Source organism: Microbulbifer sp. ABF4_107 (assembly GCF_056312215.1).
The window spans coordinates 3020436-3036596 of sequence record NZ_CM149983.1 but is presented as its reverse complement, the minus strand read 5'-3'; the positions used below and the strand labels follow the sequence as shown (position 1 = coordinate 3036596).

16 protein-coding genes are annotated in these 16161 nt (G+C 59.5%); 11 read left to right on the top strand and 5 right to left on the bottom strand.

The features are described from left to right. Positions 1–31 precede the first annotated feature (31 nt). Genes ACYX4K_RS12460 through ACYX4K_RS12450 form a run of 3 tightly spaced genes read right to left on the bottom strand, consistent with a single transcriptional unit; the run spans position 32 to position 2574 of the window. Positions 32–931, bottom strand: coding sequence for a glycosyltransferase family A protein (locus tag ACYX4K_RS12460; protein ID WP_475091806.1), 900 nt, complete (start codon positions 929–931; stop codon positions 32–34). 47 nt (positions 932–978) lie between these two features. Beyond that, entirely contained in the window at positions 979–1830 is an 852-nt protein-coding gene (locus tag ACYX4K_RS12455; RefSeq protein ID WP_475091807.1) for a glycosyltransferase family 2 protein, read from the bottom strand. A 57-nt stretch (positions 1831–1887) separates the two neighbouring features. Continuing rightward, a complete protein-coding gene (locus tag ACYX4K_RS12450) occupies positions 1888–2574 on the bottom strand; it encodes a hypothetical protein (protein WP_476178702.1) in 687 nt (228 codons plus the stop codon). A gap of 214 nt (positions 2575–2788) precedes the next feature. Between ACYX4K_RS12450 and ACYX4K_RS12445 the strand changes: the two genes are divergently transcribed. After that, positions 2789–3691: a glycosyltransferase gene (locus ACYX4K_RS12445; protein ID WP_475091809.1), complete on the top strand. Its 903-nt coding sequence runs from the start codon at positions 2789–2791 to the stop codon at positions 3689–3691. A gap of 176 nt (positions 3692–3867) precedes the next feature. Continuing rightward, positions 3868–4608: a 3-deoxy-D-manno-octulosonic acid kinase gene (locus ACYX4K_RS12440; RefSeq protein WP_475091810.1), complete on the top strand. Its 741-nt coding sequence runs from the start codon at positions 3868–3870 to the stop codon at positions 4606–4608. Between the two features lie 16 nt (positions 4609–4624). On the opposite strand, the gene ACYX4K_RS12435 is transcribed toward ACYX4K_RS12440, so the two are convergent. Together ACYX4K_RS12435 and ACYX4K_RS12430 are read right to left on the bottom strand one after the other, a co-directional pair. Then, positions 4625–5647: an NAD-dependent epimerase gene (locus ACYX4K_RS12435; RefSeq protein WP_475091811.1), complete on the bottom strand. Its 1023-nt coding sequence runs from the start codon at positions 5645–5647 to the stop codon at positions 4625–4627. Between the two features lie 170 nt (positions 5648–5817). Then, positions 5818–7314, bottom strand: coding sequence for a TolC family outer membrane protein (locus tag ACYX4K_RS12430; RefSeq protein ID WP_475091812.1), 1497 nt, complete (start codon positions 7312–7314; stop codon positions 5818–5820). 525 nt (positions 7315–7839) lie between these two features. Between ACYX4K_RS12430 and ACYX4K_RS12425 the strand changes: the two genes are divergently transcribed. The 9 genes from ACYX4K_RS12425 to ACYX4K_RS12385 all read left to right on the top strand — a co-directional run bounded on the left by ACYX4K_RS12425 (position 7840) and on the right by ACYX4K_RS12385 (position 16151). After that, positions 7840–8532 (top strand): paraquat-inducible protein A, encoded by a 693-nt coding sequence (locus ACYX4K_RS12425; RefSeq protein ID WP_475091813.1) that lies wholly within the window; start codon positions 7840–7842, stop codon positions 8530–8532. Then, the gene (locus tag ACYX4K_RS12420; protein ID WP_475091814.1) at positions 8529–9200 is read left to right on the top strand and encodes a paraquat-inducible protein A; all 672 of its coding nucleotides are present in this window, start codon (positions 8529–8531) and stop codon (positions 9198–9200) included. The genes ACYX4K_RS12425 and ACYX4K_RS12420 overlap by 4 nt, the downstream gene beginning before the upstream one ends. Next, positions 9197–11557, top strand: a complete 2361-nt coding sequence (locus ACYX4K_RS12415; protein WP_475091815.1) for a PqiB family protein — start codon at positions 9197–9199, stop codon at positions 11555–11557. Before ACYX4K_RS12420 ends, ACYX4K_RS12415 begins: the two co-directional genes overlap by 4 nt. Before the next feature lie 74 nt (positions 11558–11631). After that, positions 11632–12216, top strand: a complete 585-nt coding sequence (locus ACYX4K_RS12410; RefSeq protein ID WP_475091816.1) for a DUF4136 domain-containing protein — start codon at positions 11632–11634, stop codon at positions 12214–12216. A gap of 118 nt (positions 12217–12334) precedes the next feature. Continuing rightward, complete coding sequence (locus ACYX4K_RS12405; protein WP_475091817.1) at positions 12335–12916, top strand: DUF4136 domain-containing protein; 582 nt, start codon at positions 12335–12337, stop codon at positions 12914–12916. A gap of 34 nt (positions 12917–12950) precedes the next feature. Then, positions 12951–13574 (top strand): NUDIX domain-containing protein, encoded by a 624-nt coding sequence (locus ACYX4K_RS12400; protein ID WP_475091818.1) that lies wholly within the window; start codon positions 12951–12953, stop codon positions 13572–13574. Positions 13575–13871: 297 nt separating this feature from the next. Next, positions 13872–14420 (top strand): DUF1249 domain-containing protein, encoded by a 549-nt coding sequence (locus tag ACYX4K_RS12395; RefSeq protein WP_475091819.1) that lies wholly within the window; start codon positions 13872–13874, stop codon positions 14418–14420. Between the two features lie 63 nt (positions 14421–14483). Next, entirely contained in the window at positions 14484–15287 is an 804-nt protein-coding gene (locus ACYX4K_RS12390; protein WP_475091820.1) for a metallophosphoesterase, read from the top strand. A gap of 201 nt (positions 15288–15488) precedes the next feature. Next, complete coding sequence (locus ACYX4K_RS12385) at positions 15489–16151, top strand: hypothetical protein (RefSeq protein WP_475091821.1); 663 nt, start codon at positions 15489–15491, stop codon at positions 16149–16151. The last annotated feature ends 10 nt before the right edge of the window (positions 16152–16161 follow it).

Here is a 16161-nt window from a genome sequence, read left to right as displayed (position 1 = left end):
GGCATTTTTGTTTGCGGGTGGTCGGTGTAACTCAGTGCTTGTCGGTTGCCTGCCGCACACTACTGCGGATCTGGGTATTCAATTTGCTGCCGGTATAGCGCCCCTTGCTGATATGGCGGATACGGTAAACACTCGGAACCGCCAGAGGGGTCCCCTGGGTGCCCAGCAGCCAACGGAAAGCCCGGTCCTCGTGTGCTTTGCACCAGCGCTCGGCGGGTTTCTGGTAATAGCTCAGGCAGTCGCAGTAACCTCCCGCGCGCGCCACATCGCCGTGGGCGATCTGCAGTGGACCGGTAGCGCGATCGCGTGTCTGCTCGATAAAGCGCGAATCGTCGATATCAGCGAGGCTCAGGTTTTCCGGATCGAAGTTCAGCATGGGGTCGTCGTCCGCCAGCAGCGAGGTGATGCGCTCGCGCTCCGGAAACACCAGGGCATCCTTGCGCCCTTGCAATAGTTCTGCGAGCTGGTCGAGACAGTTTTCCCGGAACATCAGGTCGCAGTCGGTAAACCAGATCCAGTCCGCTTTGGTAGCCAGTGCCGCCTGGTTGCGGCCGATGGCGCGGCGGTACAGGGACTCTCTGGGGAGTTCACACCAGTTCCAGGTGACACCCGGCACCTGTTGTTTGCCGAAGAAATCCAGTACCGCAGCCGTGCGGGTGTCCTCGCGGTTAAAGTACACGGTCATGGTGACCGTAGCCTTGGTTGGTGGAAACAGCGCGAGAGAGCTCAGCTGATAAATCAGGAAGTGGGAGTACTGCCAGCAGTGGCTGACGATTTCGATATCCAGCATCCCGGTGCGCGCAGCGCGCTCACTCTCTGTTGGCAGCGGCTTCTGAAACAGTGAAGGCGGCACCAGCCCGCTGGCGGCCAGGCGCAGAAAACGGCTGACGATAGGGTCGGACCAGTGCTTGTGAGTTGTCGGTGCGCTCATGTAATTCGCTTCGTTGGGGAAGTGTGGTGGTGCGGTGCCTGCAGGTTCTACTGCGGGCGGTAGCCAGACTCGGTAAGCTGCCGGATTCCCTGGGGTGTCTCAATCACTCCCTCTTTGGCCACACGCAGGCGAAGTGCCTTGTTGCGCGCGACGATCTCCGGGTCTGCATAGCCTCGCGGGTGATCCAGATGGATACAGATTGCATCGAAGCGTACGTGGCGGGGCTTGATTCCTGCATTCTCCAGGCGCACGCCAAATTCGCGGTCTAGCCCGCCCCAGGCCATACGCTCATCAAACCCATTGACCTTGAGGCAATCCTCCCTCCAGGCAGAGGCGTTGGAGCCCTTCAGGTTGCAGGCAGTGGGGGTGAGGCGGTTCAGCAGCGGAGCCCAGCGCGCAGTCGCGCGCAGCTTCAGGGTCTTGCGCCGGGTTGTCAGGCCGTTGGCGCACAGCCAATTGAAATCGAAGCAGCGCCCGGACAGGATGTCGTCGCGGTCAATGGTTTCGCTGGTGCTCATGGGCAGTTTGAAGTAGCTACCGGAAAGGAAGTAGCCGCGCTCCGCACGGCGCTTGTGTACCGCGAGGAAATCGTCGCGCGGGATACAATCGCCATCGGTAAACACCAGGTAATCGCCGCGAGCGCTTAGGATGGCCTTGTTGAGAATCCTGCACTTGCGGAAGCCGTCGTCTTTCTGCCAGATATGCCGAATATCGAGGCCTGTCTCCTGGCGCAGCCGCTCAACCAGCTGCGCCGTCTCCGGCCCTGAGCCATCGTCCGCCACGATGACCTCCAGTGGCTGCTCGGTCTGGCAGCTGTAGCCCCACAATACCTTCTCCAGCCACTCTGGGGAATTGTAGGTAGTCATGATGACGGATATGTTCATGACAGATTGGCTCATGGTGTCTCCGCGAAAGATGCCGGTAATTCTGCGCGCGAATTGTACAGGATTTACCGCTCAGAGGTGGTACCCGTAGCGGCTGGCGGCGGACGCCAGATTTGCCCGTGTTTCGCGGGAGAGCAGATCGAGGGTAATATCCTCGCGCTTTTGTCCGCGGGTATTCACATTCGTTGGCAATGCGGCAAACGCCTGCTGCACGGCGCTGCGGTCATGGGGGAACTCGATCCAGGTGAGCACCTCTTCAAGTTTCGCCAGGTCGAAATCCTCAATCCGGTATTGCAAGTAGGGTTTCCCCTGAGCCCGCTCTTCTACCAGCGCGTTCCAGTCGATCCAGAACCTCGCCAGCCAGTCAGCCTGCTCCTCAAGCGGCAGGGCTGCGAAGCGCGCTTTATTCATGCGCGGGAAGTGCGGCAGGTGGCGACTGCGAAAGCGGCCGTGTACCCATCCCTTTTTCTGGCGTGAACGGATAAATTCCAGCGGATGGCGCAGTTGGTGCAGAACACAGGTGTTGTCGGGCATCAGCGGTAACCACGGGGCGGCTTCCCAGGCAGCCTCGCCGATGGTCGGGGGCTGCCAGCGCAGTTCGCGCGCGCCCAGACGGGCCAGCAGCTCGGTGCCGCGCCCCGGTCGGCTGCCGGTAAAAAACACTTCGTGATTGCATTTGCAGCCGAGTTCGCAAAGTAACCTGGCAATATAGGTCGTTCCGGATCGGCCACAGCCGGTGATGACAAAACGCTTGGTCATTGGGATCTCAGATAGTGGTAAAACGGCCAGATCCTTGGCAGTGGGGCGGAAAGTGTTCGCGGTCAAACACGCTCCGGAAGAGTCTAGTCAGTTTAGGACCGGTATTGCAGTAACCTGGTTCAAGGTTTGATACGCTTTCTTTTTAAACCTTGTGTGACCGCTTGTTGCAGACAAGCGCTGGATTGACGCCTCTCTGTAAAACAGAGATGGGAATATGGGCAGTTATATGCATATCTTTGTGTTTTCATTCAATCGCGGTCGGTATCTGGAGAATTGCGTCAGCTCCATTGAAGCGTGTGCGCCCCAGTGTCGGCTCACGATCATTGATGATGGGAGTGATGATCCGGAGACTCGCGAGGTGCTGGCGGCAGTGGCGAAGCGGCACCGGGTGATCGACCGGACGGCAGAGTCCGGACATAAGCTGGGTGGGTTGTATGCCAACATGCAGGCTGCATTTGAGATGGCGTCCGAAGACGAGCTGATGTGCTTTCTTCAGGACGATACCCAGATGGTGCGGTCGTTGTCCGAAGCCGATATTCAGGGATTGAAAGACAGTTTTGATACGCAGCCGGACCTCGGGTTTATCTCGCCGGCATTTGTGCGCGGTATTTCCCTGAAAAAAGCCGCGGATCGGGATTTCCGTTTTGATGCGGAGCGCAACTTCTGGTTCTGGTACCCCCGCAAGCGATCAACAGGAACCTGGTTCTCCGCCTTACTGATTGCCGATGTTGCCCGCCTGCGCAGTGTCGGGTGGAAATTTGAGGTGGGGGAGTCGGTGAACAATCGCCGGGCGGCGAAGGTTTTTTGCCGGATGGCAAGAATGCGTGCGCCCTTTGCCATGTGGCTGCCAAATGGCGGAGCCTATCGTGGCAAGCAGAAATCCCTCGCGCTGCGCTTCGGGGAGTGGATTCGCAACTGTGGGTTTTACCCGCTTCGCATGATGACTGAGAGTGAGGCGGATACACTGGCGCGGTCTGAGCCACCCCGATTACCTGTGGCTGAAGAGTTCCTGTCTGCGGACCGCAAGCTGAAAACTCCCTGGGCCTATGACCCGATGCAGGGAGCCGGATGGTTGAAGCTGCTGGATCGTCTGGAGCGAAAGCTGAAAAAAGGCTGATTTCTACGGGAAATTATTCCCCCAGAGCGGACTCCGGGGAACGGCGGTACTGGGGCCGAGGCGCCGCAGCAGGTAGAATGTGTAAAAGTTTCTAATTTTCGGCGTTTATCCTGGTGTGGCGGGGAAGCAACTCCTTGCCAAGTTTTCCGGTTCCAGGTGCTTTTGGGGGCAAGCCCGTGGGGTATCAACAATTTACGCGCAAGCGCGCCGCTATCATCTATGACGATGAGATTGTGGGGGCCGACTGCGAAAAGCTATTCCAGCCGAATTGGCTGGCGCAAGCGAGCGGCCACTGCGGACAGGTACAGCGCGGTACCGCGATCATGTTTGAATACGATGGCAAACAGCTGGTATTCAAGCAGTACCATCGCGGTGGGCTTGCTGGCCGGCTGGTCAAAAAAACCTACCTCTACAGCTGTCTCGCAAACACGCGGGTGTGGCGGGAATTCAATATGCTGCGCGACATGCGTGCCATGGGCTTGCCGGTGCCGCGCCCGGTGGCGGCGCGCTGTGAAAGCTTCCCGCCTCTGGTCTATCGCGGTGAATTGATTACCGAGCGGGTGGAAAATTCCCAGACTCTGGCCGAGGCCCTGTGCAAGGGCGCGCTTGACGACGGGCTATGGGAGTCCCTTGGGGCGCTGATTGCGCGCTTTCACGGACACAACGTTTATCACGCGGATCTCAACGTGCACAACATCCTGTTGGCAGGCGCTGGCACTGCTGCGCCGGCCTGGTACCTGATCGATTTTGACAAGGGAGCCATTCGCACGCCCCTGTCTCGTCAGGACGCCGATGGCAATGTGGCGCGTCTGCGCCGCTCGCTGGACAAAGAAATGGGGCGTCTGCCAGGTTTCACGTTCACGGAAGACAACTGGCAGGCCCTGCTCGGTGCCTACCGAGTGCAGGTGACTGCCTGAGCCGGGCCAAGCCGACTTAAACCGCATAGTAGCTTCGGTACCACTCCACGAATTTCCCCACGCCCTCGCGCACGCTGGTGTCCGGGCGGTACCCCACCGCCTGCTCCAGCTTTCCTGTATCCGCGTGGGTGTCCGGGATATCACCCGGCTGCATTGGCAGCATCTCGCGAATGGCCTTTTGACCGAGGGCATCTTCCAGCGCGTCGATATAGTCGACCAGCTGTGCCGGGTTGCCATTTCCAATATTGAACACGCGGAAGGGCGCGTTGCTGGTAGATGGTGACGGCTGGTCACTGGACCAGTGGTTATCCACAGTGGCGACCTGGTCGCTGGACTTGATCACCCCTTCGACGATGTCGTCGATATAGGTGAAGTCTCGGGTATGGTGGCCGTGGTTGAACACGGGGATAGGTTTGCCTTCGAGAATCAGGCGAGTGAATTTGAACAGCGCCATATCCGGCCGGCCCCATGGACCGTACACTGTAAAGAAGCGCAGTCCGGTAGTGGGCATGCGGAACAGGTGGCTGTAGCTGTGTGCCATCAGTTCATTGGCACGTTTGGTGGCAGCGTAGAACTGTAGCGGGTGATCAACTCCGTGGTCTTCGCTGAACGGCATCTGTGTATTGCCGCCGTAGACACTACTGGTACTGGCATAGGTCAGGTGCGGCGTGGCGGCGTGGCGGCATACTTCCAGCAGGTTGGAGAAACCCACCAGATTGCTCTCGACATAGGACTCCGGGTGTTCAATGGAGTGGCGTACCCCGGCCTGGGCGGCCAGGTGGATAACTCGGTCGAACTGATGCTCTGCAAAAACCCTGTCCAGCGCGGCGCGGTCGGCAATATTGGCGCGCACGAAGTGGTAGGTAACACCGTACTGCTGGGCAGCGCGCTCCAGTTCGCGCAATCGGTCTTCCTTGAGGCTGGTCTCGTAGTAGTCATTGACGTTGTCGATACCGACCACATCATCGCCGCGCGCCATCAGCGTGCGGGCAACGTGGAAACCGATAAAGCCGGCGTTGCCGGTGATCAGATACTTCATGGTGTATGGATCGCAGATTGCCGATGTTTAGCCGCTAGTGTAGCCAGTGGCCGCGCCAGTTTTCTCCAGACGGAAAAAAGGCCGGGACTATAGCAGTACCGGCCTTCAATTTCTGCGCCTCGCGCGAAAGTCGCGAAGCGCGTCAGGTTTCCCACTCAATAGGGGAGCGGTTATTTGCTGAAGCTCGCTGCGCCGCTATCGAGGATATGGGCGCGGGAAACCGGAGTGGCCGGGTTCAGACGGGTATCCAGCTGCTGCAGGTCTTCCGGTGCCAGCAGGCCTGCAACCAGTTTCAGGTTCAGGGTGTTGAGGATGTAGTCGTAGAGCGCATTGGCGTAGTCGGTCCGGGCCAGTGCGAGGGTACGCTGTGCCAGCAGCACGTCGACGATATTGCGGGTCCCCACCTCGTAACCGGCCTGAGTGGCGTCCAGTGCACTCTTGGCGGAAATCACCGCCTGCTCGCGCGCCTCTACCCGGCTGGTGTCGGTAGTCACTGCACGGTGCAGGGTGCGCGTGTTCTGGATGGTGTTGCGCTCGGTCAGGTTGCGGACATCTTCCGCCTGGAAGGCCAGATTGCGCGCTTCGCGGCGGCTGGCGCTGAGGCCACCACCGGTATACAGCGGCATGTTGAAGGTGATCGCCGCATACTTGGTCTGGGTATCTGTGGAAATCGGCAGGCGCTCATCCATTTCCCCTGGCACAGAAGTGGTGGAGGATCCGTCCTGGTGATAATCCTGATAATTCAGGGTACCGGTCAGGGTAGGCAGATGCTCGGCCGCCGCTGCGCGTGCGCCATAGCGGGCGGCATCGGCAGACAGCCGCGCGGCCTTCAGGGTGAAATTGTTTGTCAGTGCAAACTCAACCCATGCGGCGCGGTCCGCCGGGTCAGGTGGCGCGACCGAAAAGTTCGGCTGCAGGGGCGCGACCACATCGTGGTTGCGGCCGGTCAGCACTGAAAGCGCGTCAAAGCGGCTCAGCAGGTCGTCCTGAGCGGTCAGGCGACGGGCCACGGCGCTGTCGTAGGCGGAACGGGAGTCGTAGACGTCGGTAATTGCGGTGAGACCCACTTCAAACCGCTGTTGAGTCTGCTCCAGCTGTTTGGCCAGGGCCTCTTCTTCCGCGATCGCCGCCTCGAGTACATCGTGTGCGCGCAGTACATCGAAGTAGGCGCTGGCCACACGAACCATCATATCCTGCTGGTTGGCACTGAACTCGGCGGTGGACTGCTCGCTGGCAGTTTTGCCCTGTTTGTAGCCGAACCACGCCGGTAAATCGAATAGCGCCTGACTGAGGGTCGCCGAATAGATGCGCTCGTCAGTGTCGGTATCGCTGCGGTTGGGCACCACAACAACCTGGTTTTCGGTAAAGGTGTAGTTAAAACGCGTGGCATCGGTTTTCGTTCTGCTGGCTTCCGCGGAGGCGTTTACCTGGGGCAGCAGTGCCGAGCGGCCGAGATTCTTGGCTTCCAGGCCCGCGCGGTAAGCGGCGCGGTCTGCAGCCAGTTGCGGGTCGTTATCCAGTGCCTGCAGGTAGATTTCCCACAGGGTGTCCGCTTGCGCCTGCACGGCGCCAAGTCCGGTACCCAACCCCAAAACGGCTGCGGCGAGCAGAGATTTCATCGGGCGGCCCAGCTTGCGTGCGATGCGCCCTTTTGCACTTCTTGTCATTTCGTTTGATTTCCTGTGACAGCTGCGGTCTTCAAGTTTCCGGTGGCGTTTGCGGCATGCATACCCCAACGCCCACTGCTTTCCTGTAAACCCCGCATTGCATTTCACTGCGCATTGTTCGTTATTTATGCGCGTGAAATGGTTCTGGAGCCAGTCTGTCGAGTGCTCTGAAGGCAATGCTGGCTTGGCCCCTTCTCGTTAGCATTGATTGCTGGCATCCGTTTTCAAGACGGAGATCGGGCCCGCGGTCGCGAGAGTGTACCGTTCGCCCGCAGGAGCGTCGAGGCGACGGTTGGGGCAATTTGGTATATCTTCGTTAAACGGACGCGAATGTGCGTCCAGTGACAATTTATTGCCCCCCGCCGGCTTTCCGCCGTTCCCGCCCATCAGACGCGCCACAGGCGCTGAATGGATGCAGGTGACTTTACGGCCCCGTGGAGACCGAAAGCTGGTCGCCAACAAGCGCAGATTGGGCGGGTAAACACATTGGAAAACGGAGCGCGCAGACAGTTTATGGGGCAGGGGATGGATCAGACTTGCCAACACCCGCAACCTTCGGGGGCCAGACCGGTTGCCTGGCAGCGGGCCTGTCATCAGTGCGACCTGCTGCTGACCCGTGCCCACGCTCCGGTGGGGCAGCGCCTGTTGTGTCCGCGCTGCGGTGCGTCCCTGCACCGCAATATGGACCGCAGCGTGACGCACACCGCGGCATTGAGCCTGTGCGGGCTGCTACTGTTTATTCCTACCGCAAGCCTGCCACTGCTGGAGTTTTCCCTGTTTTCCTTTGGGGCTGAAAACACCCTGATGAACGGTGTTCAGGCACTGTTCGCGGCCGGTTACATCTGGCTGGCCTCCATCGTCCTGTTCTGTAGTGTGCTGGCGCCGGTGGGCAAGTTCCTGCTGCTGGGTTTTATCTGCTGGGGCAGTGGTTGGGCGAGTATGGCCGGGCCGGTGGCGCGGGCACTGCGCTGGTACCACCACCTGCAGGAGTGGGGCATGCTGGATGTGTATATGCTCGGCATTCTGGTGGCACTGGTGAAAATGTCGGATCTGGGCAAGATGACGGTGGAGCCCGGTCTTTACTGCTTTGTTGCCATGATGGTGGTGGCCAGTGCCACTTCCGTGTCATTTGACGCGGAAACCATCTGGGCGAGGTTGGCGCGTCGTCGCGTACAAAGTGACGCTGCCGAGAGCGGCCGCGACGAGGATACCGTGTGAACCGTCCGGCGCGCGCATTGTCTCACGGATTCTGGACCTGCCTCGGCTGCCGCCAGCTGGTGCGGGTGTCGCCGCAGACGCAAACCTGCCTGTGTCCGCGCTGCGGCGCACGTATGCACGGGCGGGTCGAATCCAGCCTGATGCTGACCTGGGCACTGACAATTACCGGTGCACTGCTGTTGATTCCGGCGAATATCTTGCCGGTGATGACGGTGATCTATCTGGGCGCCGGTGAACCCAGTACGATTATCGGCGGCGCCCTGGAGTTGTACCAGAATGGACTTTGGGGCATCGCCCTGATCGTGTTTGTGGCGAGTATCGCGGTGCCGGTGATGAAACTGGTGGGGCTGGTGATCCTGTGCCTGATCGTACAGTGGCGCCTGAATGTGGCACCGCGTCAGGCCATGCGGATCTATCGGGTCGTCAATGCCATCGGCCGCTGGTCGTTGCTGGATCTGTTTATGATTTCCATTCTGGTGGCGCTCGTAGATATGGGCGCTATCGCCGAAGTGGAAGCGGGTGCCGGCAGTACCGCCTTCGCCACGGTGGTGGTGGTAACCATGTTTGCGGTGCGCGCATTTGATCCGCGTCTGGTATGGGACGTCTATGAAGCCAGGCTGCTGGCGGACTCACCAGTGAACGAGAACGAACACAGGGAAACTGAATGAGCGAACCGCCGATGGAGTACGACGTTCCGCCCGAAGGGGTGGCGCGCCGCAGTCGCGGAATTTCGCTGGTGTGGCTGTTGCCGTTGATTGCGGCGGCCATTGCTGCCTGGTTGCTGTACGAGGATTTCACCCAGGGGGATATCAAGGCCACGATTCTGTTTTCCACCGGCGATGGCCTGGTGAAAGGCAAAACCGCGGTGAAGTACTCCGGGGTGGAAATCGGCGTGGTGGAGGATTTTCGCCTGGCGCCCAATGCCAAGGAGCTGGACGGGCAGGATGGCGTCGTCGCGGAGGTGCGCTTTAACCACAGCGCCGCTTATCTATTGACCCGCGGCAGCAAGTTCTGGCTGGTGAAACCCGAGGTGTCTCTTACTGGTATTCGCGGCCTGGAGGCGCTGGTTTCCGGCAATTACATTGCTATTGAGCCAGGCAGTGGCCCGTCACAGAAGCACTTTGTGGCGGTGGCGGAGCCTCCCCCCAATGTCCGTGGCGACGGTCTGCGTATCACCCTCAAGTCCCCGCGCCTGGCATCGCTCAATCGCGGCTCGCCGGTGTACTACCGGCAGCTGGAAGTGGGGCAGGTCGAGAGCTACCGCCTCACCGAAGATGCCAGTGAGGTGGAGATCAACCTGTTTATCCGTCGTCCCTACGCCCATCTTGTGCACCGGGGCAGTCGCTTCTGGAATACGTCCGGGATATCTATTCACGGGGGAATCCAGGGGGTCAATGTGGAACTGGAATCCCTCGCTTCGCTGATTGCCGGCGGCGTCAGCTTCTATACACCCGAGTCCCAGCGCCATTCGCCGCAGGCGGAAGACGGCAATGCGTTCAAGCTGTACAAAAATTTTGCCGAGGCTGACGCCGGCATTCCCATCACCCTGGACTTTGATCGCGGGGTCAGCCTTTCGGAGGGCTCCACCGAGGTCATCTATCAGGGGATCAAGGTCGGTGAGGTCAGCAGCGTCAAGGCGAATCGGAAGATCGACGGCATGTCGGTCAAGGTGCTGATGGATCCCATCACCGACGACCTGCTGAGCGAGAACACCCGCTTCTGGCTGGCGCCACCCACCCTGGATTTCACTTCCGGGGTGAACGATCTGCTAAAGGGCAATCGTATCGAGGTCGACCTGCGCAAGGGGCAGCGTTCGGTACGCACCTTTGAGGCCGCGTCCAAACCACCCCAGCGGGATCCCCGCGTTCCCGGGCTGCATCTCACATTGACCGCACGCAATACCGGCTCCCTGCAACGCGGCGCGTCTGTGTATTACCGCCAGATTGAAGTGGGACGGGTACAGGGGATGGCGCTGTTGCCCGATGGCTCCGGGGTGGAGGTGTATGTGGTGGTCGACCCGCCCTACGCGCATCTGGTCAACAGCGACAGTCGCTTCTGGAATGTGAGCGGCGTGCGTGCCAGCGCCAGCCTCGAGGGCATCGAAGTAGAGACCGATGCCCTGCTATCGGTGGTGCGCGGTGGCATAGCCTTCGGCAGCGGACCCCACCACAGCAAAAACGCGGAAGACGCGCGCACCGGCGATAGTTTCCGGTTGTACAGCAGCCGCGAAGAGGCGCAGGAAGAAGGCATCAATATTTATATCGACCTCAAGGGTGACGAGGGGTTAAAGGTGGGATCGGCGCTGCGCTACCGGGGTATTCAGGTAGGTGAGATCACCCGTATGCGCCTCACCCTGGAGATGGACGGCGTGCGCGCCCGCGCCCGCCTGTACCGACGGGCGGAACGCTTCGCGCGCACCGGCACCCGGATGTGGGTAGTGGGGCCGAAGCTGGGGCTGGATGGCGTGGGCAATCTGGAAACGCTGGTTACCGGGCCCTATCTTGAGCTGGAGCCCGGTGGCGGCAACGACCCGCAGACCGAGTTCGTGGCCCTGGCTGCCAAGCCGGTACCGGATCTTGCGGATACCATGATGATGCCAGGCCTGGCGTTGATTCTGGATGCGCCGCGACGGGGTTCACTGAAGCGCGGCAGCCCGGTGTATTACCGTCAGGTACAGGTCGGGCGCGTGACCGGATATCAACTTGGGGAACTGGCGGACCGGGTTTACATCTATGTTTATATTGAACCCCAGTTTCGCACCCTGGTGCGCGAGCACTCGCGTTTCTGGAATGCCAGCGGTGTGGACGTCAACTTTGGCCTGATGACCGGGCTCGATGTACACACCGAATCAACTCAGGCACTGCTGGCCGGCGGTATTGCCTTCGCTACACCGAATAACCCGGAAATGGGGCTTGAAGTGGAGTCCGGCAGCCATTATCCACTGTATGGGAAACCGGAAGACGAGTGGCTGCTGTGGAGCCCGAAAATCGAACTGTACCCGGCACTGGAAGACAGTTTCAAATAGCACGAAGGAGTTTCGTTTACGGAGCTTAGCGAATAGTCGCACCTTCGTCGCACCAAGGACCTAAGGAAGCTTTCATGGGAATTATGCACAAACCTGTAACCGCGCCTGTTGTCGCTATGATGCTCGCGCTGGGCGTCGCCCTCGGGCTCGCCGGCTGCGGGACACCGACAAAAATCGAGCGTATCCAGTCTCCCGGTGCTCCGGTCGCATTTCAAACCTATGCCTGGGGTACTGAAGCGCTCAGTGCCGATACCGGCGCGCCGGCTCAACTGGTGGAGCTGGATACCGAGCTGCGTCAGGTTGTGGGCGGTCTGCTGCAGTCCCGCGGATATCGCCAGGTGGCCAGCACAAATAGCGCGCAGATGGTGGTGGATTACCAGATTGCGGTAGTGGAGGAGGAATTCGCCAGCGATGACAACAATGAAAGCTGGGATTCCCAGTTCGACAGCAACGCCCAGCGCGGCGTGGTCGAATTGCCTGATCGCAGCGGCGCTCCCAAGGTAACCCTGTCGGTGGGCATTGGTCCGCAAAACGCGATGCCCATCTGGGGTGGCAGTGCCACCAAACTGATCGCGCGGCCGGAAGATAAAAAAGAGCGCCAGCGCATTTTGAACAGCGCCGTCGGTGAGCTGCTGAAAGACCTGCCACCGGCCTCGTGATTGGCGATAGAATCCGTCTGACAATCTGGACCGATACATTGCCCAGTCCAATTTAGTCACAACGAATAACAGTTTCGGCAGGGACGCCGGTACTCTCAACGTACTACCGGGAGAAGACATGGCTTCACTGCATCGACCCATGCCGCGCAAATCATTTGCTGCCGTTACCCTCGGCTTGCTCACAGCCCTGCTACTGGCCGGCTGCGCGGCCCCCAACCCGGTGGCGGTCGATTACGATCCCACCTACAAATTCGCCAACCTGCGCAGCTACTACCTGCTCGATACCCTCGCCAATGGGCCTGTTTCGCCGTTTGAGAGCAAGCGGGCCAATCAGGCCGTGGATGACATTCTAAAGGGAAGTTATCAGCCCGCCGCCTCGCGTGAAGAGGCGGACTTCCTGGTGCGGGTGCAATTGTTCAGCGCCGATAAGGTGGCGGTCTATGAAGACCCGTTCTCTATCTACGGTGGCTATCGCTATTTCGGCTTCGGCTGGCGCGCACCGCTGCGGGTGCGGGAGTACCGGGAGTCGTCACTGATTGTCGATGTACTCTCGCCGGAAGAGGCGCCCCTGTGGCGCGGCTCCATGCCCTCGGTGGCGGGCCGTCACGATGCGCCGGAGCAGCAGCTGTTCCAGTTGCGCCAGGAGGCCAGCCAGATTCTTGCGCGGTTCCCACCGTACAACGACGTGGGTTTTGACTGAGGCCGGTATTTTGGCGAGAAAGGAAAACGGCGCAATGAGTGAAAAGACGGATCTCAAACCCCAGTTTACCCGTGGCGCGGTGGATATTGTCGAGCGTAAAACCGTCTACAACGGTTTCTTCAAGATGCAAAAACTGCGCTTGCGCCATCGCCTCTATCGCGGCGGCTGGGGGGGCGAAATGGAGCGTGAGCTGTTTGTGCGCGGCAACGCCGTGGGGGTGCTGCTGTATGACCCACAGCATCAGCTGATCGCCCTGACCGAGCAGTTTCGGATTGGTGCTCTGGAGCGGGACCCCAGCCCCTGGTGCCTGGAAGTTGTTGCGGGCATGGTCGAGGAAGGTGAATCCCTTGAGGAAGTCGCGCGCCGCGAGCTGCAGGAGGAGGCGGGGCTCGAGGTCCAGAAGCTTCACTTTATCCGCAGTTACCTGCCAAGCCCCGGGGGATCCAGCGAACGCATGCACCTTTTTTGTGCTTGTGCGGACCTTCGGGGTATCGAGGGACTATTTGGCCTCGCCGACGAGCACGAGGATATTCGCCTGAGAGTGTTCCCTCTGGACGCTGTCATGGCGGCTTTGGAAAGCGGTGATGCCGCGATCGACAATGCGGCGAGCGTCATCAGCCTGCAGTGGCTGCAACTGAACCGGGATCGTCTGGACTGAGCCCGGGTACCGATAGCGGATCTCTGGTCGCATGGATCCGCCCCTCTTAACCTTATAATTCCTTTGATAGTTACACTTTAATGGCAATCACCCCCGGAAACTGCCAAGGTAGTGAATGGTTACTAGCGGCGTGTGCCTTTCAGTCTCTCGGCTCGGGGCTCCCGCTTTCTGACCGGAGATGTACTTAGCAAATTGTACGCTTTTTGTACGTCGACAGGCCCGATAAGCCGAAATTTCATCTCGCCGCAGATATTTTGAGAGATCAGTCACGGCGTGAACTCAACAGGAGTGTCGATAATGGCGGTACCGGCAGACACAGGCCGAAATAAAACGGCATCGCCGCCGCGAGAGGGGTCTCGCAGCCTGGCGACAGCAGTTGGCAAAGACCGCTTTCGGGTGGATTTGCCTACGTACCACGCCGATTGCGATGCAAATTATCTTCGCCTGTGCAAGTTGATGCCGGAGCTCGCAAACAATCAGAGTTGGCGCTACCAGATCCCTCACGGGACTCTGGAAGTTGCCGTACTGGATCGCAGCAGGTACACCACTGAAGTGTGTCTGCAGGCCTCGGCCAGCGTTTCCAGTGACAAGGACAAACACTGGCTGACGCCGCCGCCGATTACCGTGCGCCTCTATCACGATGCACGTATGGCGGAAGTCGTCGCAGTGAACGGACAGGGCCCGGTTGGTGGTGATGGACTGAATTTCCGCTACCCCAATCCGGCCATGCACAATGAAGACGAGCGCCAACAGGTCAACCGCTATCTGAGTGAGTGGTTGGCCCATTGCCTGGCCAATGGTCGCGCCGAAGTTACTCTCCCCTTCGGAACTCAACCGCCGACCTGAATAGACCTGAGTAGTCGCCGGGCATCGTACAGGCGTACATGGATGTATCGGCAAGGTGAGAAAGTGAGTAACAATCCAGCACAAGCAGCACATCGGCTGATCCAGTTTACCGACCCCCATATAGGCGGCCGGCCGGATTATCAGTTGCTGGGCCTCGACACCGGTCATACCCTGGACGAAGTGCTTGTCGCCATCGATAAATCCCCGGTAGCCCCAGAGTTGATGGTGGTGACCGGCGATGTTTCTGCAAACGCCTCCGAAGCATCCTATCGCCGCTTCCTGCATAAAATGCAGCGGGTGCGGTCTCCCTGGTTCTGGCTCCCCGGTAATCACGACAATCCCCAGCGAATGGATCAGCTGGCGGCCAAGCGCCGGCCGGAAGTGGTCAGCGTGGGCAACTGGCGTTTGCTGTTACTGGATACCAGTGTGCCCGGTCAGATCTGTGGTGGATTTGACGACGCCGAGCTTGCGCGCATCGCAAATCTGATTGAGAGTCACGCCGATCACCCGCTAATGCTGATGATGCATCACCAGCCGGTTGCCGTTGGCAGTCACTGGATTGATGGCCATATGCTGAAGGCCGGGCGCGAGGCATTTATCGAGCTGGTGCAAAAAACTGAAAATGTACGTGCAATTACCTGGGGGCACGTGCACCAGCAGTTCGACAGCCATATCGGTGACATCGGCCTGCACGCCACTCCGTCCACCTCGGTACAGTTCACTCCGGGCAGCGGTCCCTTTGCTGTGGATAGTGAAATGCCGGGCTACCGCTGGTTTGATCTGCACGACGATGGACACTACGACACCGGTGTAGAGCGGGTCGCCATCGCCGAATACAGTGTCGACCTGGCATCTTCCGGATACTGATACCGCACAGCTCCGCGAACGCAGACCAATAATCTATTTGCACTTCTTAACCTGTCTTTCGTGACTTATTGGCCGCTCATCTACTCTAAGATGGCACCTGAATTCGCGGTTTAGTGGTACCGGGTTCCTGCAGACGGCAGGCCGGCAGGTTGCCAGCCTCTTCTGCAACAATTTATGTGTTCATCAGGAAGTGAGGTCACCATGCAGACTACTCATAAGAAATTCTTACCCCTGCTGTTTCTAGCGGCGGCACTGGTTGCCGGCTGCGCCCAGCAACCGGTCGCATCGCCAGAAGACGAAGCGGATGGCCTGTTGCCCCGCAAGACCGGGCTGGACAGTGTCAGCGCAGCCTATGCCTTTGACCTGAGCGGCGCCAAGGTGTACCTGGAGCCGGTGGGTGTGCAGTACAACAAGCGTTTCCCAACCGCCGGTTCACCGCTGCGCGCTCAGGACTACGAACTGCGCGACAAGGATCTGGTCAAACTCCAGGAAGTGATGGGAGAAACCTTGAACGAGCGCTTCCTCGCGCCGCGTCAGAGCCAATTGGTTACCGACAAGGCGGAAGCGGATTACGTGATGCAGCTCGACCTGAGCCGCTTTGCGCTCGGTGCACCGCTGGACCCGCAGCCGTGGCTGTGGCGTGTTTACACCGACCAGAGCGCCTACGGCACCCTCTCCGGTGAGCTCAAAGACAGCAATGGCAACGCCGTGATGCGCTTCAGTGACCGCCGCGATATCGGCGAAAACTTCGGCAGCCTCGGTCCGGGCGGCCGCTTCGAGCGTTTTACCAGTGTTACCTTCTGGAGGGATATGAAGGTCGATCTGCGCCGCGCCTTTGCCAGCCTCGACGAATCGCTTCAATAAATTCATCGTT